Annotated in this window: 19 protein-coding genes and 2 pseudogenes; 8 read left to right on the top strand and 13 right to left on the bottom strand. The window is 61.9% G+C overall.

Annotation, left to right across the window (positions count from 1 at the left end):
* Positions 1–151 precede the first annotated feature (151 nt).
* Complete coding sequence (locus QF045_RS08420; RefSeq protein WP_306491808.1) at positions 152–919, top strand: MipA/OmpV family protein; 768 nt, start codon at positions 152–154, stop codon at positions 917–919.
* A 106-nt stretch (positions 920–1,025) separates the two neighbouring features.
* Here the strand turns inward: QF045_RS08420 and QF045_RS08415 are convergent, their stop codons facing one another.
* The 5 genes from QF045_RS08415 to QF045_RS08395 form a co-directional block, all read right to left on the bottom strand.
* Positions 1,026–1,430, bottom strand: coding sequence for an EamA family transporter (locus QF045_RS08415; RefSeq protein ID WP_306491807.1), 405 nt, complete (start codon positions 1,428–1,430; stop codon positions 1,026–1,028).
* The gene (locus QF045_RS08410; protein ID WP_306491806.1) at positions 1,427–1,807 is read right to left on the bottom strand and encodes an EamA family transporter; all 381 of its coding nucleotides are present in this window, start codon (positions 1,805–1,807) and stop codon (positions 1,427–1,429) included. Before QF045_RS08410 ends, QF045_RS08415 begins: the two co-directional genes overlap by 4 nt.
* Positions 1,804–2,724, bottom strand: coding sequence for an arginase (locus QF045_RS08405; RefSeq protein ID WP_306491805.1), 921 nt, complete (start codon positions 2,722–2,724; stop codon positions 1,804–1,806). Before QF045_RS08405 ends, QF045_RS08410 begins: the two co-directional genes overlap by 4 nt.
* 216 nt (positions 2,725–2,940) lie before the next feature.
* Positions 2,941–3,594 carry a DsbA family oxidoreductase gene (locus QF045_RS08400; protein ID WP_306491804.1) on the bottom strand — a complete coding sequence of 218 codons (654 nt, stop codon included), beginning with the start codon at positions 3,592–3,594 and terminating at the stop codon, positions 2,941–2,943.
* A 56-nt stretch (positions 3,595–3,650) separates the two neighbouring features.
* Complete coding sequence (locus tag QF045_RS08395; protein WP_306491803.1) at positions 3,651–4,670, bottom strand: alpha/beta fold hydrolase; 1,020 nt, start codon at positions 4,668–4,670, stop codon at positions 3,651–3,653.
* Positions 4,671–4,852: 182 nt separating this feature from the next.
* On the opposite strand from QF045_RS08395, the gene metR reads away from it, so the two are divergent.
* Positions 4,853–5,770 carry a transcriptional regulator MetR gene (metR, locus tag QF045_RS08390; protein ID WP_124385336.1) on the top strand — a complete coding sequence of 306 codons (918 nt, stop codon included), beginning with the start codon at positions 4,853–4,855 and terminating at the stop codon, positions 5,768–5,770.
* A 146-nt stretch (positions 5,771–5,916) separates the two neighbouring features.
* Here the strand turns inward: metR and QF045_RS08385 are convergent.
* The 3 genes and pseudogenes from QF045_RS08385 to QF045_RS08375 form a co-directional block, all read right to left on the bottom strand.
* A pseudogene (locus QF045_RS08385) lies at positions 5,917–6,424 on the bottom strand (N-acetyltransferase family protein).
* On the bottom strand, positions 6,421–6,834 hold the full coding sequence (locus tag QF045_RS08380; protein ID WP_306491802.1) for an NUDIX domain-containing protein: 414 nt from the start codon (positions 6,832–6,834) through the stop codon (positions 6,421–6,423). The pseudogene QF045_RS08385 and the gene QF045_RS08380 overlap by 4 nt, the downstream one beginning before the upstream one ends.
* Complete coding sequence (locus QF045_RS08375; protein ID WP_306491801.1) at positions 6,831–8,144, bottom strand: HD domain-containing phosphohydrolase; 1,314 nt, start codon at positions 8,142–8,144, stop codon at positions 6,831–6,833. Before QF045_RS08375 ends, QF045_RS08380 begins: the two co-directional genes overlap by 4 nt.
* Before the next feature lie 246 nt (positions 8,145–8,390).
* Between QF045_RS08375 and QF045_RS08370 the strand changes: the two genes are divergently transcribed.
* From QF045_RS08370 to QF045_RS08360, 3 genes and pseudogenes are all read left to right on the top strand, one after another.
* On the top strand, positions 8,391–9,359 hold the full coding sequence (locus QF045_RS08370) for a cytochrome-c peroxidase (protein WP_306491800.1): 969 nt from the start codon (positions 8,391–8,393) through the stop codon (positions 9,357–9,359).
* Positions 9,356–11,182 carry a DAHL domain-containing protein gene (locus tag QF045_RS08365; RefSeq protein WP_306491799.1) on the top strand — a complete coding sequence of 609 codons (1,827 nt, stop codon included), beginning with the start codon at positions 9,356–9,358 and terminating at the stop codon, positions 11,180–11,182. The genes QF045_RS08370 and QF045_RS08365 overlap by 4 nt, the downstream gene beginning before the upstream one ends.
* A pseudogene (locus QF045_RS08360) lies at positions 11,179–12,559 on the top strand (ATP-binding protein). Before QF045_RS08365 ends, QF045_RS08360 begins: the two are co-directional and overlap by 4 nt.
* A 19-nt stretch (positions 12,560–12,578) precedes the next feature.
* Here the strand turns inward: QF045_RS08360 and QF045_RS08355 are convergent.
* The gene (locus tag QF045_RS08355) at positions 12,579–12,860 is read right to left on the bottom strand and encodes a hypothetical protein (RefSeq protein ID WP_306491798.1); all 282 of its coding nucleotides are present in this window, start codon (positions 12,858–12,860) and stop codon (positions 12,579–12,581) included.
* Positions 12,861–13,254: 394 nt separating this feature from the next.
* Between QF045_RS08355 and QF045_RS08350 the strand changes: the two genes are divergently transcribed.
* Both QF045_RS08350 and QF045_RS08345 read left to right on the top strand, forming a co-directional pair.
* Entirely contained in the window at positions 13,255–14,874 is a 1,620-nt protein-coding gene (locus QF045_RS08350) for an FMN-binding glutamate synthase family protein (RefSeq protein ID WP_306491797.1), read from the top strand.
* Positions 14,875–15,048: 174 nt separating this feature from the next.
* Positions 15,049–16,182 carry an OpgC family protein gene (locus QF045_RS08345; protein WP_306491796.1) on the top strand — a complete coding sequence of 378 codons (1,134 nt, stop codon included), beginning with the start codon at positions 15,049–15,051 and terminating at the stop codon, positions 16,180–16,182.
* 634 nt (positions 16,183–16,816) lie between these two features.
* Here QF045_RS08345 and QF045_RS08340 read toward each other — a convergent pair.
* Complete coding sequence (locus QF045_RS08340) at positions 16,817–18,229, bottom strand: amino acid permease (protein WP_306491795.1); 1,413 nt, start codon at positions 18,227–18,229, stop codon at positions 16,817–16,819.
* 435 nt (positions 18,230–18,664) lie between these two features.
* Here QF045_RS08340 and QF045_RS08335 point away from each other — a divergent pair, with 435 nt between their 5' ends.
* Positions 18,665–21,772, top strand: coding sequence for a transglycosylase domain-containing protein (locus QF045_RS08335; protein ID WP_306491794.1), 3,108 nt, complete (start codon positions 18,665–18,667; stop codon positions 21,770–21,772).
* 233 nt (positions 21,773–22,005) lie between these two features.
* Here the strand turns inward: QF045_RS08335 and QF045_RS08330 are convergent, their stop codons facing one another.
* From QF045_RS08330 to QF045_RS08320, 3 genes are all read right to left on the bottom strand, one after another.
* Entirely contained in the window at positions 22,006–22,476 is a 471-nt protein-coding gene (locus tag QF045_RS08330) for a CS1 type fimbrial major subunit (RefSeq protein ID WP_306491793.1), read from the bottom strand.
* Positions 22,477–22,481: 5 nt separating this feature from the next.
* Positions 22,482–23,240: a molecular chaperone gene (locus QF045_RS08325; protein WP_306491792.1), complete on the bottom strand. Its 759-nt coding sequence runs from the start codon at positions 23,238–23,240 to the stop codon at positions 22,482–22,484.
* Positions 23,241–23,309: 69 nt separating this feature from the next.
* Positions 23,310–24,554: a hypothetical protein gene (locus tag QF045_RS08320; RefSeq protein ID WP_306491791.1), complete on the bottom strand. Its 1,245-nt coding sequence runs from the start codon at positions 24,552–24,554 to the stop codon at positions 23,310–23,312.
* Positions 24,555–24,566 lie beyond the last annotated feature (12 nt).

Here is a 24,566-nt window from a genome sequence, read left to right as displayed (position 1 = left end):
TCCAGCAGGGCTGGGCGTTTGCCGGGTGACCCAGGAGGATATGTGTTGCAGAAGCTACAATTTTTGTAGCTTGCTACAAACAACATGAGTGCTTGCGCAGGCCCAGGCGTTTGCGCGTTCATGCGCGCCTGAACACTTAGGAAAGCGCACCATGGCCAACATCACTTCTGCGGTATTCGCGGGGATTCTCGGGCTCAGCGTCTGCGGCGCCGCCTGGTCAGAAGGCCTGAGCGGCGACGTGGGCGCCGGCCTCAGTTACCAGCCCCATGACCCGAGCGGCAGCCGCTACGAAACCCGCCCCGTGCCCTACCTGGACCTGGACTGGGGCGCCGTCAGCCTGAGCACCGATGACGGCTTGACGTGGAGCGCGCTGAACACCCATGGAATCACCGCCGGCCCCTATATCAATTACCTCTCCGGGCGCACCTCCAACGGCGCGCTGCAAGGCCTGCGCAATGTGTCGGACATGGCTGAGGTCGGGGGCTTCATTCAGTACGCCCCGGCCGATTTCTGGCGGGTCTACGCGCAGCTCGGCCAGGCCGTGGGCGGTGGCCATTCCCAGAGCGGCGCACTCGGCAAACTGGGCGGCGAGCTGGGTTATCCATTGGGTGGCGGGATTATCGGCAGCACAGGCCTGGTCGCGCATTTTGCCGATGCACGCCAGACCAACACCTTTTTCGGCGTCGACGGCAACGAAGCCGCCGCCACGGGGTTCAAGCCCTACAACGCCAGTGGCGGGTTCCAGAACGTCGCCTTGAGCCAGAGCTTCCAGTTTCCCCTGGCGCCCCACTGGTCATTGCTGACCAGCGCCAGCTGGGTGCACCTGGTCGGCTCGGCAGCCAACAGCAGCATCGTCAAGCAGGCCGGTGAGGTGAATCAGGGCCAGGTGCAGACGGCGATCAGCTACACATTTGACTGAGTCATTGTGGGAGGGGGCTTGCTCCCGATAGCAGTGGGTCAGTCAATACACCTTTGGCTGATACACCGCTATCGGGAGCAAGCCCCCTCCCACATGGGTCCGTGTTTCAGTTTTCTTCGCCCTCGGCCAGCAGGGCGATACCTGCAATGATCACCGCAACCCCCACCCAGTGCAGCGGGCTGATGTGTTCCCCCAGCCCCAACCAAGATCCCAGCAACACCGCCACAAACACCAGCGAACTCAACGGAAAGGCCAACGACAAACTGCTACGCCGCAGGATCAGCATCCACACAAAGAACGCGCTGATATAACTGGCAATCGCCGCCAGAATGCCTGGGTTGCGCGCAACATCCGCCAGCCACTGCCACGTGAACACCATCTGCCCCAGTTGGTCACCGGCCACCTTGGTAAACAACTGGCCGGCGCTTTCCGTGGCGATCAGCAGCGCCCACAGCACCAGCGTGCCAAGGCGCCCATGCAACCAGCCCGTATCGATAGTTTGCGTACTCATACCGGGTTCCCCGCAATGGCTACCAGCATCACACCCAAGGTAATCACCAATGTGCCCAGCCAACGGCGTCGGCTGACAGTTTCCTTGAGCACCCATCGGCCCGCCAGCACCACCAGGCAATACGCTAACGCCGCCAGCGGAAACAACAGGCTCAACGGTGCGCGGGACAATGCCTCAAGCCAGACGAAAAACTCCACGACATAGGCCCCTATGCCAGCCCAGAGCAGCGGAGCATTGAACACTTGGCCCCAAAATGCGCGCAGGCGAAAACCGCCATCAAGTTGCGGCAGACGGTCCACGCCCAGCTTGAAACACAGCTGGCCGATCACATCGAGCACGATGGAAAAAGCCAGCAACAACACCACGGTCAGGGTCACGGAAACAACTCCTCGAACAGGTCGATCAGGGCGGCATTGGTTGCCGCATTGCGCTGCAGGTCCTGGGCACTCCAACGCTCGGGCGGGGGCTGGTCGGACTTGGCTTCCCAGCGCTTGAAGGCGTTGCTGAACGCAGGCGCTGCGAACTCGCCGCACACGTCGATGCCGATGATGCGTTTGTGCGCCGCCAACGCCCGCAGGGCCTGGAGCAAGTGGCTCAAGCGCATGCTGCCCTGGTCCCAATTGGTGGCCGCGTCTTCGCTGGCGAGCACGTCTTTGTCGACGGTGATCCAGACCGCTTCGGTGGGCAGGCTGGCGATCATCTGGTCAAGGAAGGCTGCCCAGTCCAGCTCCGCCAGGTTGCGCCAGTGCAGGTGATTTTCCTGCTGTCGGTGCCCGGCGCCGTCGCCGACCCGGCCCCAGACTTTCGAGGGCGGATGCTGCCAGGGGAACAGCTGCAACGTGCCGCGCTTGAGCGCGCCGAGGTTGCCGCCGCGCAGTTGCGGGTTATGCAGGTCGTCACTGCAGGGGCCCAAGGTGACGATGCGTTTGATCGCCGGCATTTTCAGCGCGCGATTGACCCAGGATCCACAGTGGCGCTTGGGCGCAAAGCGCACCCAGTCGGGGTGGTTATCGAAGTGGATCAGGCTGATGGGTTCTTTGAGGTCGGCGAGGAATGCCGGCGTAAGGTGGTGATAGTCACCGGAGCCGACGAACAGAATTTCCGGGCGCGCATCGCTGGGCCGTGGCCGCTGGGCCAGGCGCTCGACGAAACGTTTCCAGGTTTTTTCGGTGGACCACAGGCGCAGTTTCGGGCCCAGGTCCAGCAGATCGAGGCGCGTGGCCCGGCCGCTGGCCAACCGCTGGGCGATCGGCTCCTGGCCGGTGAGGCTGTGGTCGAGGTCAAGAATGTTCAAGGTAGTGTTTCACCCCTAATGGCAGCGCCCAGCCGCAGACCGAATGGGCTTTAGGGGGTCAATGCAAGGGGCGGGCCAGGGGAATATCGAGACTTGCACAAAACCAATGTGGGAGGGGGCTTGCTCCCGATGACGGTGGGTCAGTCTCTGCATGAGTTGACTGATACACCGCCATCGGGAGCAAGCCCCCTCCCACATTGTGCTGTGTGCCTGGCGTTATTTTTTGGCTTCTTCGATGATCTGGCGAATCGCACCCACAAAGGCTTCGGCCGGCTGGCCACCGCTGACCGCGTACTGGTCGTTGAACACGATGGTTGGCACCGAGGTCACGCCACGGCTGATCCACAGTTGCTCCTGCTCGCGCACGTCAGCGGCGTATTCATCGCTGGCGAGTATCTCGGCGGCGCGCTTGAGGTCCAGCCCAACACGTTCGGCGATGATCGCCAGGGTCGCGTGGTCGGAGGGGTCCTGGCCGTCGCTGAAATAGGCCTTGAACAGCGCCTCCTTGAGGTTGTACTGCAAGCCTTCCAGCCCGGCCCAATGCAACAGGCGGTGAGCATCGAAGGTGTTGTAGATGCGGCTCTGACCGTCAGTGCGAAAGGCAAAGCCCAGCGCGGCGCCCATGTCGCGGATGCGCTCGCGGTTGGCCTGGGATTCTTGCGCGGTCGAGCCGTATTTCTCGGTGATGTGCTCGACGATGTTCTGGCCCTCGGCGGGCATGTTCGGGTTCAGCTCGAACGGCTGGAAATGAATCTCGGCCTGCACCTCAGGGCCCAACTGGTCGAGGGCTTCGGTCAGGCCGCGCAGGCCGATGATGCACCAGGGGCAAGAGACGTCGCTGATGAATTCGATTTTCAGGGGAGTACTCATGGGCAGGCAACCTCGCTGGCATTAATGCGCCGCAAAAGCCACACGATACACCACCTTTACAGCAGCTTCGAAGGCTCGCCCAAGTCGATCTGCGCCCAGTGTGCAGTATCTTCGCGATGGGCTTGCAGGTAAGGCAGCACCGCCGCCAGCAACGGCGCCTTGAACGCCTCCTGAAAACGGTGGGCCAGGCCCGGAATCAATTTCAATTGACTGCCCTGGATATGCGCGGCCAGGTGAACGCCATGCATCACCGGCAATAACGGGTCAGCGGTACCGTGAACCACCAACGTCGGCACCCGCAGCTGGTTGAGCAACGGCACGCGGCTCGGTTCGGCGAGGATCGCCATGATCTGGCGCTTCACGCCTTCGGGGTTGAACGCGCGGTCATAGGACAGCGCCGCCTGATGCAGCAATGCCTGGCGATCATCCTGCACAGTCGGGCTGCCCAGCGCGGCGAGCAAGTCGGCTTGCTGCTCCAGGGCGACTTCGCGATTGGGTGCGCTGCGCCGCGACAGCAACTGCACCAGCGCCGCATTCGGCGCGGGCAGGCCTTCGGCGCCGGAACTGGTCATGATCAGGGTCAGGCTCTCCACCCGCTGCGGCGCCATTGCCGCCATGTGCTGGGCGATCATGCCGCCCATGCTTGCGCCCAGCACGTGAAATTGCTGCACCTGCAAGGCGTCCATCAAACCCAGTGCATCATCGGCCATGTCGGTCAGCGTGTAGGGCGCCGCCACCGGTAGGCCGAGCTTGTAGCGCAGCACTTCGAAGGTCAGGTTGGCGCTGGCCGGCGCCTGGCGCCAGGTGGACAGACCGACATCACGGTTGTCGTAGCGGATCACCCGAAAACCTTGCTGGCACAGGGCGACCACCACTTCGTCGGGCCAGTGGATCAACTGCCCGCCCAGGCCCATCACCAACAACAAGGCAGGGTCGGACGCACGCCCGATACTCTGGTAGGCGATGCTTACCTGAGCCAGGTCGACCGTTTGAGTCGGCACATTGACGTCACATCGAGAAGCCGCAAGACACGGCAGGCCGAACAACAGAGCGGCCATTAAAAGCAACACACGCATGAAAAACACCGAAACGCAGAACCCCAGTAGAGCGCGAGTCTGATGAAGTTTGTTCAAGCGCGCTGCCACAGTTCGATGACAGTTTGATGAAGAGTGCCGGGCGGTCTTGATCGACACACGCTGCAACATGAGACAAACTCACGCCATCCTGCTTCGTCACAAATTGTCTTCATGGAGAGCCCGTGCTCGAAATCCGCCACCTCAAGACCCTGCACGCCCTGCGCGAAGCCGACAGCCTGGTGGAGGCGGCCGAGCGCCTGCACCTGACCCAGTCCGCGCTGTCGCACCAGTTCAAAGAACTGGAAGAACGCCTGGGCATGCCGCTGTTCGTGCGCAAGACCAAACCGGTGCGTTTCACCAGCGCCGGCCTGCGCCTGCTGCAACTGGCGGACGCCACCCTGCCCTTGCTGCGCGGCGCCGAGCGCGACATTGCGCGCTTAGCTGGCGGCACCGCCGGGCGCCTGCACATGGCTATCGAATGCCACAGTTGCTTCCAGTGGCTGATGCCGACCATCGACCAGTTCCGCGATGCCTGGCCCGAAGTCGAACTCGACCTGGCCTCGGGCTTTGCCTTCGCGCCGCTGCCGGCCCTGGCCCGTGGCGACCTCGACCTGGTGGTCACCTCCGACCCCCTGGAGCTGCCGGGGATCACCTATGTGCCGCTGTTCACCTACGAAGCCATGCTCGCCGTGGCCAATCAGCACCCGCTGGCGAACAAGTCGTACATCGTGCCGGAAGACCTGCTGACGGAAACGCTGATCACCTACCCGGTGGAGCGTGATCGCCTGGACATCTTCACCCGCTTCCTGGAGCCGGCCGACGTGGAACCCGCGCAGGTGCGCACCTCGGAACTCACGGTGATGATGATGCAACTGGTGGCCAGCGGCCGCGGCGTGTGCGGCATGCCCCACTGGGCGCTGCACGAGTACAGCTCGCGCGGTTATGTGAAGGCCAAGCGGCTGGGGGAAAAAGGCTTGTTCGCCACGCTGTATGCAGGGATTCGCGCGGATATGCTCGATGCGCCGTATATGCGTGATTTTCTGCTGACGGCCAAGGACACCTCGTTTTCCACCCTGGATGGGGTCAGTGCGGTGCGCTGAGCAGGTGGGAGGGGGCTTGCTCCCGATAGCGGTGTTTCAGTCACTGCATGGTTGACTGACCTGCCGCCATCGGGAGCAAGCCCCCTCCCACACTTAGCTCGCGGGGCATCAGTTAGAGAGTTTTCAAGCCTCCTCCCACAGTGAATTCACTGGCCTTTCAATTCGCGCCACATGTGAATCTTGTCGAAATACTCGACGCCTACCCGCACCGCCAACGGCTCAAGGCCGTACTGAACGAAACCGCAACGCTGGTAAAGCGTAAACGCCGCATCATTACCGGCGGTGACGGTCAGTTGAATCAGTTTCAGCCAAGGCTGCCGACGGGCCTCCTCCAGCGCCGCCTCCACCAGCCCGCCGGCCCATGCCCTTGTGCTGATACGCCTGGGTCACGTACATGCCGAACAGGGTCACCTTGTGCCGCGCTTTTTCCCGAGGCTCGTATGCCAGGCCGACAATGCCCGCCAGTCGCTCCCCGTCAAAACCGCCCAGGACGCAATCCAGCGGGTGGTCGAGGCGCTTTTGCCACCAGCTCAACGGCATCGCTGCACGCTCGGCCACGCTGGAGGTAAATGCCTGGGGGTAGGCGCCGTAAGCCTCGAGCATCAAGGCCCGATAAGCCTGCGCATCGCCGGCAGTGAGCGGGCGAATGGTCATGCGGGGGTCAGCGAGGCACGGTAAAGCGGCAGGATCTGATCGCGGCTCAGCGGCGCCAGGTGCACGCCGCCGTCGCCCATGGGGTCGATCCAGCGTATTTCTTCGATTTCAGCGGCCGGGGTGACTGCCACGCCGATGTGCAGCTGGAACATCTCGGCCTGTACGGTAAACCCCGGCTCGTTGGCGGCGGGCGCCGAGAACTGGCCGAGGTACACCGCGTCTGCCGGATCGATGCGCAGGTTCAGTTCTTCATACAGCTCCCGGGCCAGCGCCTCGACGGGTTGTTCGCCCGCATCGATCTTGCCGCCCGGTTGCATGAAGGCCTGGGTTCCGCGCTTGCGCACCAGCAGGGTTTGGCCGTCTTTATCGATCAGGACGGCGGCGGCGATGCGGATAGTCGAATGGCTCATGTGGGAATCGTTATCTCGTCGGGTTGCTTGATGAACACGCTGTATTTTGCACCCTCCATTGCCTCGAACGCGATCAGCTTGTCCACCAGCGGCAGGTTCAGCACCTTGCCCGCGTTGAGCAAAAGCATGCCGTTGTCAGCGTTGAGGTTGCGCGCCAGGACCATGCCGGCTTCAAGTTCGCGGGTGGTGAGGACTTTGACCGTGGGGTCGCCCAGGGTCACATCGCTGAGGAAGGTGGCGCAGGCCTGTACGAAATCCTCGACCAGTTCCGGGTCATACAGGCGCCCGGCGTATTTGCGGATATACAGCAACGCTTCATCGCTGTTCAGGTGCCGCTCCAGGATCAAGCCTTTTTGCAACTCGATGAAATCCACGGCCAGTTTCAGCAGGCGCGAGCCCGGCGGGATCGCGTCGGCCTTGAGGTGGTCGGGAAACCCCGAGCCGTCCCAGCGCTCCTGGTGATGACGGATGATCCGCGCCGCGTCCTTCATCGGCTCAAGCGTCATCAACAGCGACTCGCTCTGGGTCGGGTATTCGCGATACAGCGCGCGGTCGGTGCTGTGCAGCTTGTCGGACGGCGCGACCATCATGCTGTCGGTCCAGCTCAGTTTGCCGATGTTGTACAGCGCGGCGGCCATGGTCAGGTCGCGGGTGCTGGCTTCGTCCATGGCCTGGGCGGCGCAGTACACGCGGATCAATTCGATCAACGCGCGGTTGGTCTGCTTGTCCTTGGGCAGGCGCAGGTTGGCCAGCAGCGAAAACACTTCGGTGCCGGTCACGTAGCTGCGCTTGAGCTCGTCGTAGGCCAGGTCGAGCATGTCGGCGGTCTGCTGCAGTTCGGCGGTGCGCGCCGTCACGCGTTTTTCCAGGGTGGCGTTCAGCGCTTTGAGCTGGTCGTTCTGCTCAAGGGTCAGGCGTTCGAGCCGCTGATGTTCCAGGGTTTGCTGCAGGACCAGCTGCAATTCTTCGTCGTTCCACGGCTTGCTGATGTAGCGATGGATCTGACCGTCGTTGATCGCCTTGATGATGGTGGTCAGGTCGGCGTAACCGGTGAGCATGATGCGGCTGGTGGCGGGGTAAAGGCGGTGGACCTCGGCCAGCAGCGTGGCACCGTCCATGCCGGGCATGCGCGCATCGCTCATCACAAGGTCAATGGGGCGGGTTGCCATGATCTCCAGCGCCTGGGCGCCGCTGGTGGCCAACACCACCTCGTAAGGCTGGCTGCGCAACAGGCGGCGCAGGCTGTTGAGGATCGACTCTTCGTCGTCGACCAGCAGAACAGCGGACTGGGTAGCGAGTGGTTCATCCATGGCGACTCTGCCTTCACATTAAACAAAGTTAAACTCAATTGAACCGCTGCCGTGCCGATCCGGGCCGGCAACGCGAAAACGCTGTTGATTTGACGCCAACTGGCCGTCGATATCAAGGGAGCTCGGCTATGCTGTCATCGCACCTTCAGCCAGCTTGGTTGTTTAGCCGACGAAGGAAGTTGCTGCACGTGGGTTGCGCGACACTGATGCCCGATCCATAACCCCCAAGCCGCAAGGAGTGCTCGCTTGAGCCCTGTTTCAACTGCCTGTTACGGTTTTATTTTCGCCTTGTGCCTGGGCATCGGCGTGCCGCTGGCCGCCGCGCCGCTGAACGAAGCGCTCAAACCCCTGCCGCCGGTACCGACGCTGGACCCGGCCAAGGTCGAGTTGGGCCGCCAATTGTTCAACGAGCCGCGCTTATCGGCCAATAACAGCCTGTCCTGCGCCAGCTGCCATCGCCTGGAATCCGGTGGTGCCGACAACCAGCCGTTCTCGATGGGCGTTGACGGTAAACCGGTGACGCTCAACACGCCTACCGTGTTCAACGCCAGCCTGAACTTCAAGCAGTTCTGGAATGGCCGGGTGGATACGCTGCAAGCGCAGGTCGAAGACGTGGTCACCAGCCCCGTGGAAATGGGCAGTGACTGGAAGACCGTGGTGCAGAACCTGTCCGCCCTGCCCGCCTATCAAAACGCCTTCAGCCAGGCGTACCCCGACGGCCTCAACGCCGCCAACGTGCAGAACGCGCTGGCGACTTACGAACGCACGCTGCTCACGCCCAATTCGCGGTTCGATCAGTATTTGCAAGGCAACACCGAGATACTGACCACCCAGGAAAAATACGGCTACCAGCGCTTCAAGGACTACGGCTGCATCGCTTGCCACCAGGGCGTGAACATCGGCGGCAACATGTTTCAGAAATTCGGCGTGATGGGCGACTACTTCCAGGCGCGCGGCAATCCGCTGGAGTCAGACCTCGGACGCTACCTGCTGACCAAGGACGACGAGGACCGCAATGTGTTCAAGGTGCCCAGCCTGCGCAATGTGGCCGTTACCGCACCGTATTTTCATGACGCGTCGGCTAAGACGCTGGAGCAAGCGGTCGATGTGATGTTCAAGTACCAACTGGGCCGTAATCCGACCCAGGAAGACAAGGACCTGATTATCCAGTTTCTCAAGACCCTGACCGGCGAATGGGCGGGCAAGCCGCTATGAACAGCTTGTCACGCCTGGACCGCCGCCGCGCCAGCCAAGTGTTGCTTGGCCTGATGACGCTGTTTCTGGCCTCTACGCTGGTGTTCCTGTACCTCAAATCTTCTCGCGACCAAACGGCCACCTATACCCAGTCGCGAGACCTGCTCCGCCAACTCCAGCAGCTCAATGCGCAATGGGACAGCGAAGTACTCAAGGCGCGGATCGCGATTACCCATAACTACGACCCGCTGGTCACGCCGCTGACGGAAATGACCCGAATCGGGGCCGAACTGGAGAGCCGCAGCGCCTACCACAGCGCCGCCGACCAGCCGGTCTGGCAAGCCAGCCTGGCGGCGTATCGGACGGCCATCCAGGAAAAAGCCCGGCTGGTGGACCAGTTCAAATCCCACAACGCCGTGTTGCGTAATTCACTGGCATTCTTGCCGACCGCCGAAGATGACATCCAGGCCCACTTCAACAGCATCGACGATGAAGGCCGCCTGCAACTGCAGAGCGTGGCTACCGACACCTATGACCTGCTGCTCAGCAGCCTGGAGTTCGCCCAGGTCACCAGCGACGAGCGCGCCGCCGATATCCTGGTGGGCCTGGGCAAACTGGCGATCAACAAGCAGAACCTGCCCCTGGAATTCCAGGCGCCGGTGGATATCCTCAGCAACCATATATCGCTGATTCTGCGCGAACAGCCCATAGTCAACAGCCTGCTCGAACGGATTGCCGCCGTGCCCGTGGCCGAGCGCCTCGATGCGCTGACCACCCACCTCGATCAGGACCAGCAGGCCGCCGACCTCGTCGATCATCAATATCACCGCTACCTGCTGGTGTTCTCGACGTTGCTGGTGGTGCTGCTGCTCTATCTGGCAGTGCGCCTGCTGCGCAGTTTCGCCGAGATCAACCGCGTCAATCGCGCCTTGCAGTCGGCCAACGAAACCCTGGAGCAACGGGTGGAGCGGCGCACGCAACAACTCAAGGATGCCCAGAGCGAACTGCTGGACAGCGCCCGTCAGGCGGGCATGGCGGAGATCGCCACCAACGTGCTGCACAACGTAGGCAATGTGCTCAACAGCGTGAATATCTCCGCCGATCTGGTCAGCCGCACACTGCGCAGCAGCAAGGCCCTGGGCCTGGGCAAAGCCATGCAATTGATCAACGCACATCAGGGCGACCTGGGTACCTTTCTCACCGAGGATGAAAAAGGCAAATTGCTGCCGGGCTACCTGAACCAGTTGGTGGACGCGATTGCCATCGAGCAGCAAGGCATGAGCGACGAGCTGGCGCAACTGAACAAAAGCGTCGACCACATCAAGGACATCGTCTCGACCCAGCAATCCTATGCCGGCGCTTCCACACTGCTGGAACCCCTGGAAATCGGCGCCTTGATCGACGATGCCCTGCGCATGAACGCCGGCGCGCTGAGTCGTCACCACGTCACGGTGGTCAAGCAATACGCGCCGGTGCCGCAGATGCTGGGAGACAAACACCGGCTCCTGCTGATCATGGTCAACCTGATCAGCAACGCCAAGTACGCCATGTCCACGCTTTCCGAGCAGGCGCGACAGATCACCCTGACAGTGGAGCAGACCGGTGACGATATGCTTAAGATCAGTGTGAAGGATGATGGCGAAGGCATACCATCCGAGAACATGACGCGGATCTTCACGCACGGCTTTACCACCCGCAAGGAAGGCCATGGCTTCGGCCTGCACAGCTGCGCGCTGGCCGCCGTGGAAATGCATGGCCAGCTCACTGCGCAGAGCGACGGGCCGGGGCATGGCGCGGTGTTTACCCTGACGATTCCCTTGACCCTTGCCGGAAGTACCTCATGAACCAGCCTCCCAACCGGCGCATCCTGCTGATCGATGACACACCCTCCATCCATGAGGATTTTCGCAAGATCCTGATGCCCAGCGCGCAAACCAACCAGGCGCTGGACGAGATGGAGGCGGCACTGTTTGGCGAAAGCGCCACCCCGCAGGCCCAGGCGTTCGAACTGCACAGCGCCTACGGCGGCGAAGAAGGCCTGAGCTTGCTGCGCGCCGCCATGGCGGAGCAACGCCCTTACGCCCTGGCCTTCGTGGACATGCGCATGCCCCAGGGCTGGGACGGCGCGAAAACCATCGAGCAACTGTGGATGGTCGCCCCTGAACTGCAAGTGGTGGTATGCACCGCCTACTCGGATTATTCCTGGGACGACCTGCTGTCTCGCCTGCACGGGCATGACCGCCTGCTGATCCTGAAGAAACCGTTCGACAACATCGAAGTCCAGCAAATGGCCAACACCCTGTCCAACAAATGGGACATGGCGCGGCGTGCATCCCTGCAGACCTTGCATCTGGAACAACTGGTGGAACAACGCACCCAGGCGTTGCAACTGGAGATCAACGAGCGCAAGCACCTGGAAAGCCAGTTGGTGCAGTCGGAGAAGCTCGCTTCACTGGGGCAACTCGCGGCCGGCGTCGCCCACGAGATCAACAACCCGGTGGGCTTCATTTCATCCAACCTCAGCACCCTCGACGGCTACTTCAACCAGCTGCAACAGATGCTGGAGGCTTATCAGCACAGCGAAGCGTCGATACCGGAACAGGGCCAGCGCGACCGGCTCAAGGCACTGCGCACAGACTTGGAACTGGAGTTTCTCAAGGAGGACATTCCGGTACTGATCCGCGAGTCCAAGGACGGCATTGGCCGCGTGGTGCAGATCGTCAAGGACCTGAAAAATTTCTCGCGGGTGGATAACGATCAGACCTGGCAGTTCGCCAACCTGCAAACAGGGCATCGACTCAACGCTCAACATCGTCGCCAGCGAACTCAAGTACAAGGCCGATGTGGTCAAGCACTACACGCCACTGCCGGACATCGAATGCCTGGCCTCGCAGCTCAACCAGGTGGTGATGAACCTGGTGATCAACGCCGCCCAGGCCATGGGGCCGGAGCGCGGCATCATCACCATCAGCAACGGCGTGGACGGCGAGAACATCTGGCTGGAAGTGGCGGATAACGGTTGCGGCATTGCTCCCGACGCTGTACAGAAAATTTTCGACCCGTTCTTCACCACCAAGCCGGTAGGCGAAGGCACGGGCTTGGGGCTGTCGTTGTCCTACGGCATCGTCAAGAAACACCGGGGTGCTATCTCGGTGAGCAGTGAACTGGGTAAAGGTACGACGTTTCGAGTGGTGCTGCCGATTCGGCAGACGGCGGCGTAAGGCATGTCGCCTCTGCGCATCAAGCCCCCAGCGTAATTTTTTGTTGGCGCAGCGTAGCGGCCAGGTTTAACAGGCCGGTAGTTTCGCGCAGGGTTTTCTTGACCGACTGCGGCGTGGCTTCGTTCTTTGTCACCGCATCCAGGTAACCCGATGCGATCGCCTTGTAGTCCCCGGTAGCCGCCCCCAGCAGCGCCCTGTCAAAACCGTCTGTGCGAGTTTTTTGAAGCCCGTCCAGCGCCCCGCTGACAGCGCCTTCAAGGCCTGGCTTAGCCTTTGCCACCCCCAGCAATACGTTGCTCATGCCTGGGATAAACCACAGGTTCTTGCCTACCTCAGCGGCAAACCGCTGGAATTTCCCCGGTTGGGTGCCGTGGGGCTTCCCATGGATAGCGTCGTGCTGAGCGGGCTGCATCCGATGCCTGGGTTGAGCGACAGACTGCGCACGATCAATCGCTCGGGGCGGGCCTTGATGGATGACGGGATGGGTGCAAGCAGCAGGCGAGATCGGCATGAGCAATGACTCCAAAGGCGTGAGAAAGCGGGCGTCCTGCACACTAGTGGCGGCCTTTCACTGATCGGTTCCACCACCTGTGCCTGTGCAAATCACGTCCCAGAGCCTTCGCTCCTTGTCCCGTGTTTCCGTACAGGCGCAGAATGGTGGATCGACCTCGAGAGTCCGAACCAAGGAAAACCGTATGAGCCTGTCGTTACTAAGCCGTTACGCGTTCTTTGCCGCCTGCATCCTGTTCACCTTCGCCAGCCTGCCCTTTATCCAACACGAATGGCTGTGGCCCATCACCCTGGTAACCGGCATCCTCAGCCTGATCGGCATCTTCGACCTGCTGCAAAGCCCCCACGCTGTACGCCGCAACTACCCGATCCTGGGCAATATCCGTTATCTGGTGGAAGCCATCCGCCCGGAAATCCGCCAGTACCTGCTCGAATCCGACAGCGATGCCCTGCCCTTCTCCCGGGCCCAGCGTTCGCTGGTGTATTCGCGCGCCAAGAACGAAACCGCCGACAAACCCTTTGGCACCTTGATCGACGTCTATCAGTCGGGTTTCGAGTTCATCGGCCACTCCATGCGGCCCGCACCGTTGAGCGACCCCAGCGCGTTTCGCGTGATAGTTGGCGGCCCGCAGTGCACACAGCCGTACTCGGCCTCGGTGTTCAATATCTCGGCAATGAGTTTCGGCTCGTTGAGCGCCAACGCTATCCGCGCGCTGAACCAGGGTGCCAAGCTCGGTAATTTCGCCCATGACACCGGCGAGGGCAGCATCAGCCCCTACCACCGCGAAAACGGCGGCGACCTCACCTGGGAACTGGGCAGCGGTTACTTCGGCTGCCGTACCAGTGATGGCCGCTTTGACCCGGAACGCTTCGCCACGCAGGCGCAAAACCCGCAAGTACGCATGATCGAAATCAAGATGAGCCAGGGCGCCAAACCCGGCCATGGCGGGATCCTGCCCAAGCACAAAGTCACCCAGGAAATCGCCGACACCCGCGGCATCATGATGGGCGAAGACTGCATCTCACCGTCACGCCACAGCGCGTTTTCCACGCCGATCGAAATGATGCAGTTCATCGCCCAACTGCGCGAGTTGTCCGGCGGCAAACCGGTGGGTTTCAAGTTCTGCCTGGGCCATCCGTGGGAGTTCATGGGCATTGCCAAGGCCATGCTCGAAACCGGCATCCTTCCCGACTTTATCGTGGTTGACGGCAAGGAAGGCGGTACCGGCGCCGCACCGGTGGAGTTCACCGATCACATTGGCGTGCCGCTGCGCGAGGGCCTGCTATTTGTGCACAACACCCTGGTGGGCCTGAACCTGCGCGACAAGATCAAGCTCGGCGCCAGCGGCAAGATCGTCAGCGCCTTCGACATCGCCAGCGTGCTCGCCATCGGCGCCGACTGGGCCAACTCGGCGCGCGGTTTTATGTTTGCCATCGGCTGCATTCAGTCGCAGTCATGCCACACCAACAAATGCCCGACCGGCGTCGCCACGCAGGACCCACTGCGCCAACGTGCGCTGGTGGTGCCGGATAAAGCCCAACGCGTGTTCAACTTCCACCGCAACACCCTTCACGCCCTGGCGGAAATGCTTGCCGCCGCCGGGCTGGATCATCCGTCGCAGCTGTCGGCCAAGCACCTGGTGCGACGCATGTCGGCGACCGAGATCAAGTTGTTCTCGCAGTTGCATGTGTTCCTCAAGCCGGGCGAGCTGCTCACCGGTGAGGTGAACGGCGAATTTTATTCGCGCATGTGGCAGATGGCGCGGGCGGATAGTTTTGAGGCGCATGAGGTAGCCGTCGCCTGATTCGCCCCGTGGGTGCCTGCCCGGCGGTCGGGCAGGCCATCGAGACATTCGGTAATACCCAGCCTTTGCAATTGCTTACAAATACCGCCAACCTGCGCCCGCCCGACGTGCGGCGTACGACAACGCGCGCGCTCGCCAACCTTCAATCAACAATTTGTTCAAGAGCCCGCTGCCATGCTGAACGGACGCGACCCGCGCATCGATTTTTTTCGGGGCCTGGCGTTGATCTTCATTTTCTGGGATCACGTCCCCCACAACCCCCTGGCCAATATCACCGTGCAGAACTTCGGGTTCAGTGACGCGGCTGAAATCTTCGTGTTCCTGGCCGGTTACGCGGCGGTGCTGGCGTACGGCAAGATCCTGCAGCGTGACGGCTATCTTTATGCCTGTTTAAAAATACTGCGCCGGGTGTGGACACTTTACGTGGTGCACATTTTCCTGCTGGCGCTGTTGATGGGCATTGTGATTTTCGCCAACAGCCATATCGAAACTCGCGACCTGGTGCAGGAGATGGGCCTTGCGCACTTCCTCAACAATACTCAGCAGGCCTTGGTCGACGAGTTGCTGCTGCGGTTCAAGCCCAACCTGACCGACCCACTGCCGCTGTATATCGTGCTGATTCTCAGCCTGCCCCTCACGCTGCCATTGCTGTTGCGCGTGCCGAGGCTCGCGGTGGCCATTTCCGTGGCGGTCTACCTGCTGGCGCCCTGGCAGGGCTGGAACCTGCCGGCCAGCAACGGCGGGGTCTGGTACTTCAATCCGGTGACCTGGCAGTGCCTGTTTATCCTCGGCGGCGCAGCGGCCTTGCGTTCGGCGCGCCCGGCTGAACAGCGGCCGGTGTTGCGTCAGCCACTGTTCATCGCGGCTGCGATTTATGTAGTAACGGCCTGCGTGATCACCCTGTCGTGGCGCTGGCCCGAGGTGCACGATGCGTGGATGCCGAGCCTGATCGGCGAATGGTTGTACCCCATCAGCAAGACCGACCTGTCACCGGTGCGCTTGCTGCACTTTCTGGCCCTGGCCTATGTCACGGCAAAATTGCTTCCCGGTGTTGGCTGGACGCAACACTGGCTGGCGCGGCAACTGGGGCGGATGGGACGCTACTCCCTGGAAGTCTTTTGCCTGGGTGTCGTGCTCGCGCCGCTGGCGGACATGGCCAATGCACTGACCGGTGATACCGTCGCCATGCAGATAGTCACCGCGCTGGTGGGGGCCGTCGTGATGGCCTTGTTTGCGGCGTGGCTGGAGTTCAACAAGCAGTTGGATCAGCGCAGAGCCATTGCATCCCAGCCCCCCGCGCATGGTTAGCCCCCTCCCACATTGGTTTTGCGCTGCTTGTTCAATCAGGACAACACTGCAACCTCGCTGCGCCCAATCATCCCCGCCAGCACAAATCGCAGCGTCGCTGGAGATTTAAAATGTGGGAGGGGGCTTGCCCCCGATGGCGGTGTGTCAGCTACACATTGTCTGGCTGACACACTGCATCGGGGGCAAGCCCCCTCCCACATTGGTTTTGCGCTGCTTGTTCAATCAGGACAACACTGCAACCTCGCTGCGCCCAATCATCCCCGCCAGCACAAATCGCAGCGTCGCTAGATATCTAAAAATGTGGGAGGGGGCTTGCTCCCGATGGCGGTGTGTCAGCTACATACTGTCTGGCTGACACACTGCATCGCGGGCAAGCCCCCTCCCACATTGGTTTTGCGCTACTTGTTCAATCAGGACAAGGCTGCAACCTCGCTGCGCCCAATCATCCCCGCCAGCACAAATCGCAGCGTCGCTAGATATCTAAAAATGTGGGAGGGGGCTTGCTCCCGATGGCGGTGTGTCAGCTACATACTGTCTGGCTGACACACTGCATCGGGGGCAAGCCCCCTCCCACATTGGTTTTGCGTCGTTTGTTTATAACGGTGGCTGACACACCGCTATCGCGGGCAAGCCCTCAAGCTGCGGTACGCACCGCCCCATTGGTCGGCTGCAACTTGAACACGTAGAACAACACCGTCAACAGCACCAGGAATGCCGGTCCTACATACAGCGCCACGCGGGTGTCCGGGAAGTACGCCATCAGGCCCACCACCAGCACCAGGAACGCCAGCGCCAGGTAGGAGCTGACCGGGTACAGCCACATGCGGTACTTGAGGCCCGCCTGCTCGGCCGGGCTCAGGCCTTTACGGAATTTGAGCTGCGCCAGCAGGATCATCAGCCAGGTCCAGATCGCGCCGAAGGTGGCGATGGAGGTGACCCACACGAACACCTGGTCCGGCACCAGGTAGTTGAGCAACACCCCCAGCAGCAAGGCGAAGATCGACAGCAGCAGCGCTTTGCGCGGCACGCCGTTGCTGGATGTGGTGCCGAACGTCGCGGGGGCCTGGCCGTTCTGCGCCAGGCTGTAGAGCATGCGCCCGGTGCTGAAGATGCCGCCGTTGCACGACGACAGCGCGGCGGTGATCACCACGAAGTTGATGATGCCCGCTGCGGTCTTGATACCCAGGCGCTCGAACGTCATCACGAACGGGCTGCCTTGGGTGCCGATTTCGTTCCAAGGATAAATCGACAGGATGACGAACAATGCACCCACATAGAACAGCAGAATGCGCCAGAACACCGAGCCGATGGCGCTGGGGATGGTCTTCTGAGGGTTACGCGCTTCACCGGCGGTGAGGCCGATCATTTCCACGCCCAGGTAGGCGAACATCACCATCTGCAACGACATCAATACGCCTTGCACGCCGTTGGGCATGAAGCCGCCATGGGCCCACAGGTTGGAAATACCCAGCGCCACGCCGTCATTGCCGAAGCCGAAAGCGATGATGCCGACGCCGCCGATCACCATGGCAATGATGGTGACGATCTTGATCAGCGCGAACCAGAATTCGAACTCACCGAAGGCCTTGACCGCGATCAGGTTGATGGTGCCCATGCTGATCAGCGCCGCCAGGGCCCAGATCCAGCGCGGGGTATCAGGGAACCAGACGCCCATGTACACCGCCACGGCGGTGATCTCGGCGATACAGGTCACCAACCACAGGAACCAGTAGTTCCATCCGGTCAGAAAGCCCGCCAACGGGCCGAGATAATCCTGGGCATAACGGCTGAACGAACCGGCGACGGGGTTGTGCACCGCCATTTCACCGAGGGCGCGCATGATCACCAGGATCGCCAGTCCACCAATGATGTACGAGAGCATGATTGCCGGGCCGGCCATTTCGATGGCCTTGGCCGAGCCGAGGAACAGGCCGACACCGATGCAGGCACCGAGGGCCATCAGGCGGATATGCCGCTCACCGAGTTCGCGTTTGAGCGGGCCGCCTTGAGCGGTCTCGCCAGGGGGCAGTGGTTTGCCGACAGGCATAGGAATACAACCTCATTTTTATTGGAGTTAGCCAGCGAGTCTCGGCACATGAGCGGGTGGGCCCATGGGCCGTCTTGACCGGGTCTGCCTTGTGGGCAGCCCCGCCAGGCCGTGGTCAACGGCCGGGTCAGCGGGCATGCAGTATAAAAAGCTCCGGATAGGGCTTTTCACTCAATAAACAGCAAAATTTGGCGATATGCCCCGATAAAAAGCCATTCGACGGAGGACGGTTCCAAGCGTCTAAACCGGCCTTCACGGTGCAAAACGGCGCAGAGTATTACATATCAGCACGGCAGCGGCCCGCCGTGGTACGCCTGAACGGCGCCTGTGGTCGTGCGTCCTTCTCGAAAAACCTCGGCGCGCCTCGTGGCGTAGGCAATCTGCGTCTACGCTTCAGACAAGTCCGATCAATCTGTAGGAATGGATCAATCGACTATGGGCGCTCTGTGGCAATCCGGTCCAGCCAAGGCTGAAGTCGATCACGACAGCCCGTCACCCGCGCCGTTGCCGAAAAAAACCACACCAAGCCGCCCCTGGCGCCGGTTGTTCTGGCTGATCGGATTGATGGCACTGCTCGCCCTCGGCTATGCGGCCATGCGCGAGATGCGGACCGCCCACTGGCAGTCCCGCTTGCTCAGCCAGTGGGCGACCCAACTGACCTACACCGTGGCCCCCGGCGCCAGCGATGCCATTGTGTACCCAGGCGCCGGCCCGTTTGATCGACGCCTGGGCTACAGCGCCCTCGGCGAGTGGCTGCCACGCCTGCTCAAGCGCAATTACGTGGTGCAATCCCAGGCGCGCTTCTCCGAGGCGCTGATGGACTACAGCCGTCACGGGCTATTCATTCCCTACGCGGAAAAAATACAGGCCGGGCTGTCGATCACCGATTGCCGCGCCGCGCCGCTGTATCAGTTCAACTACCCTACCCAGCTGTACACGCACTTCAGCGACATTCCAGGGCTGATGGTCCACAGCCTGCTGTTCATCGAGAACCGCGAGCTGCTCGACCCCGACCCGCCCCAGGCCAACCCGGCGGTGGACTGGCCGCGCTTTGCCAAGGCCGCGTGGTCGCAGCTTGCGCGTCAGTTGCACCTGCCGGGGCAGACGGCGGGCGGCAGTACCCTGGCGACGCAACTGGAGAAATACCGGCACTCGCCGGAGGGCCTGACCCTGTCGGGCGACGAGAAGATCCGTCAGATGCTGTCCGCCAGCGTGCGCGCTTACCAGCAAGGCCCCGACACCCTGGTCGCCCGGCAAAACGTCGTGCGTGACTACCTCAACAGCGTGCCCTTGTCGGCCGTACCCGGCCACGGTGAGGTGCACGGCATGGCCGAGGGGTTGCGGGTGTGGTACGGCGCCGACTTCGCCCAGGTCAACCGGACCCTGGCCGACACCGCCAATACCCCAGCCAGCCTGAGCGCACGCGGCTTGGCCTTGCGCCAAGTGCTGTCACTGATGATCGCCCAACGTCGGCCCTCCCATTACCTGAGCAATGGTCGCACTGAACTGGCACAGCTCACCGACAGCCACCTGCGGCTGCTGGCGCAAAATGCCGTCATCGATTCCGCGCTGCTCAAGGCGGCCCTGGCCGCGCACGTCACTTACCGTGACTGGCAGCAGCAGCCGACACTGCAACCGATCGACACCAACAAAGGCATCAGTGTCGCCCGCAGTCGTGTCGCCGCCCTGCTCAACCGCCCGCTCTACGACCTCGACCGCCTGGACCTGTCCGCCACCAGCACCTTGCAGGCCGAGCTGCAAACCCAGGTCACTGCCTACCTCAAGCAACTGGCCGACCCCTCCTTCGCAGGCCAGACCGGGCTGCTCGGCGAACGGTTGCTGACCCCCGCCAGCACGCCCCTGGTGCGCTACAGCTTCACCCTGTTCGAACGGACCGCAGAGGGTTCACGGGTGCGCGTGCAAACCGACAACACCGACCAGCCGTTCGATATCAACGAAGGCAGCAAACTGGAACTGGGCTCCACCGCCAAGCTGCGGGTGCTCACCACTTACCTGCAAATCATCGGCGAGCTGCATGATCGCTATGCCGCGCAAGCGCCCGCGGCGTTGAAAAAAACCGATATCGCCGAGCAGGACCGCCTCAGCCGCTGGGCCGTCGACTACCTGATCCAGGCCCCGGATAAATCCCTGGCCAGGATGCTCGAAGCGGCCCTTGATCGCACCTACTCAGCCAGCCCCAACGAAGGCTTTTTCACCGGCGGTGGCATGCATTACTTCCACAACTTCCGCAACCAGGACAATGGCCGCAGCCCCACGTTGCGCGACGCGTTGCGCGAGTCGATCAACCTGCCATTCATTCGCCTGATGCGCGACCTGGAGCGCTACGTCACCTATGCCGGGCCCAATAACAGCGCGCAATTGCTCAAGGATGACGGCGACCCACGGCGCCAGGAATACCTGGCCAAATTCGCCGACCGCGAAGGCACCACCTTTGTGCTCAAGTTCTGGAAGAAGTATCAGAAGAAAGACACCCAGGCGCGCCTGGACACCTTCCTCGACAGCCTGCACCCCACCGCCATTCGCCTGGCCGCCGTGCACCGCTATCTGTTTCCCGAGGCCAACCCGGACACGTTCAAGCGCTTTGTGCGTGCACATCTGGGCAGTACGAAAGTCACCGACGAACGCCTGGACCGCCTGTACACCGATTACGGCCCCGGCACCTACGATTTGCCCGACCAGGGCTATATCGCCAAGGTTCACCCGCTGGACCTGTGGCTGCTCGGCTACCTGCTCAAGCACCCCGAGGCCACCTTCACCGAGGTGGTCAAGGCCAGCCAGTTCGAACGCCAGGAGGTCTATGGCTGGCTGTTCAAAAGCCGTCACCAAGGCGCGCGCGACAGCCGCATCCGGACCATGCTGGAGGTCGAAGCGTTCCTGGATATTCATCAACGCTGGCAGGCGGTGGGGTATCCCTTCGACCACCTGGTGCCGTCCCTCGCCACCGCCATCGGCAGCTCGGGCGACCGCCCGGCGGCGCTCGCCGAATTGATGGGCATCATCCTCAACGATGGCGTACGCGGCAAAGTGCTGCGCATCGACAGCCTGCATTTTGCCGCCGGCACGCCCTATGACACCCGCCTGGTCAACAACCCCGACCCGGGTAAACGGGTGATGCCGTCCGAGGTGGCAGGGGCGTTGCGCGGCGCCCTGTCCCAGGTGGTGGATGCCGGCACGGCCAAGCGCGTGTCAGGCAGTTTCAAGCTGGCCGACGGCACGCCGATGGCCATGGGCGGCAAGACCGGCACCGGCGACAACCGCATCGAAGCGATGGGCGCCGGTGGGCGGGTGATCAGCTCAAAATCGATCAACCGCACCGCCACTTTCGTGTTCTACCTGGGTGACCGGCACTTCGGCACCCTGACCGCTTTTGTGCCCGGCAGCCAGGCCCAGCAATTCACCTTCACCTCGGCACTGCCGGTACAAGTGCTCAAAGGCATGGCGCCGATTCTGCTGCCGTATGTGCAGCCGGGCGGCCAGACGTTGTGTTTGCCGACGGCAAGCATGGCTGTCCTATCGAACTGACGCCCCGCGGTCCAAATGTGGGGGGACTTGCCCTAATGCCAATCAGTTAAGCGAAAGTTCACTGTAGGAGCGAGCTTGCTCGCGAAAAACGCCCAGGCAACGCGTTCATTCTGGATAAACACGGGGGCCCTGAGTTCTTCGCGAGCAAGGGCTAGCCGCCCGCCTCGCTCCTACAAAAAGCCTTACTGACCGGCATTAGGGCAAGCCCCTCTCACATTCAGGTCGTCACAGGTTCAGGGCGCCAGAAAATCGAAGACCAGGTGCACCGTGCCAAAGTAATCCCCACCCTGGTAGCCACCCTCGGGCTCGATGGCCGCGATATCCAGCACCGCCCGGGTACCCGAGCGGGCCACATCGGCGCTGATCACTTCGGTGGCGTCCAGGCTCAACGGTACCTGATTGAACAGCACGCGCAGCTCGATGCGATCGCGTGGGCTGGCCAGGTAAGGCGTGTCTCCCAATCGCGCGGCGACGCCGCCGGCGAGGTTTTTCACGTCGAAGTTCTTGCGCAGGCGTCCCAACTCGGCACGCGCCAGGCTCCAGGGCAGTAGTTGGTCCTGGCCCATCCAGTCCGGTTCCGAGGGCAGCACATAAGCCTCGTGCACCGGGATGGTCACCGAAATATCGAAGGTCTCGCGCTCCTGGATAGCCCAGGCCGAGGTGCCGCCCATCAGCAGTGCCGCCAGTGTCAGTTGCTTGAACATCACGCTCACCCGTTATCGTTGACGGTCATCAGTTTTTTGTCGCGCCCCTCGACCATTTGGAAGCTGAACTGGCGGTCGGACTTCTTTTCGAAAACCAGCTCGCGGCCCGGCAAAATGTGGTGCTTGGTGGTGGGCAGGCAGTCGGACTTTTTCGCCTTGGCGCAATCGCGGAACTCATCGAGCACCACCACGCTGTTGCCCGCGTTGCGCAGTGTGTATTGGCTGGCGCTGTCGCTGATTTGCGTGTCGAAGCGCGTGTCTTTGGGCCTTACGAAAAACACCGTGCCGTAGCCGGCCATGATGTTCACACCCGCCGCCAGGCTGTCCTTGTAGTCGGCGCGCTCCTGGTCGGTCACCGCAAAGTCATCGCTCTTTTCGGGCACCACCGGGATGAAGCGCACACGGAAGTAACGCTCTTTGTCGCGTTCGCCCATGTACAGCAGACGTGTGCCCTGGCGCCCGTTGGACGGAACGATCATGCGTGCCGGGCTGGCCATCAGGCCGTCGCGGCTGGTGGTGGCGCCCTTGTCGTCGGTCAGCGAGGCCACCGGCACTTCCCTGGAGGTACCGTCGGCGTTGTAGATGATTTCCAGCACGTTGACCTTGATGAACGCGGTGCTGGTGCCGCCGTTGAATACCCGCTTGAGGTAGGAACTGCGGTCGCCTTCCAAGTAGTCGTACACCACGCCGACGTTGATTGCCGGCCCGGCGTGGGCGCTCAGGGAACCCAGGAGCAGAGCGCTCCATAACACTGCATGTTTCATGTTTGCTACGCCTCATTGATTGAACGCGGCCTCCACGGGAGGCCGGTGCTGCGAATACTGGCCGGCCGACTAGACTTCCGAATCCCAGATCACCGTGGCCGTCCCCGTATAGGTGGTGCCTGGCGCCTTGAGCATTTCGCCGACATCGTCCTTGCCCACCTCGAAATGCAACTTGGCCGGACGGTTATCCAGGTAATACGTTGGCTGGAACAGCTCGGTGCCGACCCCGTCCAGGCGCAGCGGCAGTTTGTTCACCGGCTGGTCGTACTGGTCGCGCACGCCGTGGGGCAGGCTGACGGCGATCTGCACCGGCACCTCATCGCCTTCGCCGTTGCGCAGGCCGCAGGTGTTGCCCATCACCAGGCCGCACTCAAGGTTCATCTTGAAACGCGAGCTGGCGGCGAGCGTGAAGGTCTGGTCGCGGAACAACCGTGCCGGGCGCCGTCCCTGGTTGAGCCAGGCTTGCCAGCCGCCTTCGGGCAGCAGCTCGATGCGATGAGCGCCGGGTGGCAGGTCGACCTTGAGCACGTGCTCCACCGTGAGGGTGAAGTTGAACGTGAGCACGCCGTCGGAGGGGATCATCGTGTCGCCGAAGTCAAGGTCAGCGCCCGGCCCCATGGTGTAGGTGATGGAACCCTCGTAGATGCCGGTGTCCATGCCCAGGGGGTTGGGGGTCTTGAGTTCGTAGCCGTATTCAAGATGGTCATATTTGAGCCACGGAATATCCGTTCCGTTGGTCACGCTGCAGGCCCCGGCGTTTTCCGGAACGATCCAGAAGAACAACGCGAAACTTGTGCCCGCCGCGATGTAATTGATCGGACTGCAAGGTGCTGGTGCCCCATACCAATAAGCCGACCAACCAACGCCTGGCGTGCCCCAGGCCGATACGCCCGGCGGATAAGAGATGCTCCATCTGCCGCCGATACCGGCAATTCGCATCTGCACGGTTTCTGTTCTACCGGTTGCGCGGTGGGTGACCTGCAGGTCGCGAAAGGCTGAAGGCACCTTGAAATAGGCACTTTTGCGCGGATCATCGGGAAAAGCCGGTATGGGGCCAGTCGACGTGGCCCTGAACGCCGTATTACGAATACTGAAGGTATTGACCGCCTCACACTTGGCGGGCACGTGCCAAGGGCATAAGCCACTTTGCGGCGTGGTGTTAATGAATTTGTTGCTCATCGGGTTGGCGGGGTCGGGGCGAAACACGGCCGTGATGTCTTCGACAATGGCCAGGGCCGGCTGGCTGAACGCCCCCAACGCCAGGGCCAATGCAGCCGGCGCCAGGGCCTGCTTGATTGCGGTGATAACAGTCATAAAAACTCCGAG

This window comes from Pseudomonas sp. W4I3 (assembly GCF_030816195.1).
GTDB lineage: Bacteria > Pseudomonadota > Gammaproteobacteria > Pseudomonadales > Pseudomonadaceae > Aquipseudomonas.
Note: the sequence above shows the minus strand (reverse complement) of the source record. Positions and strands in the feature narration are given on the sequence as shown.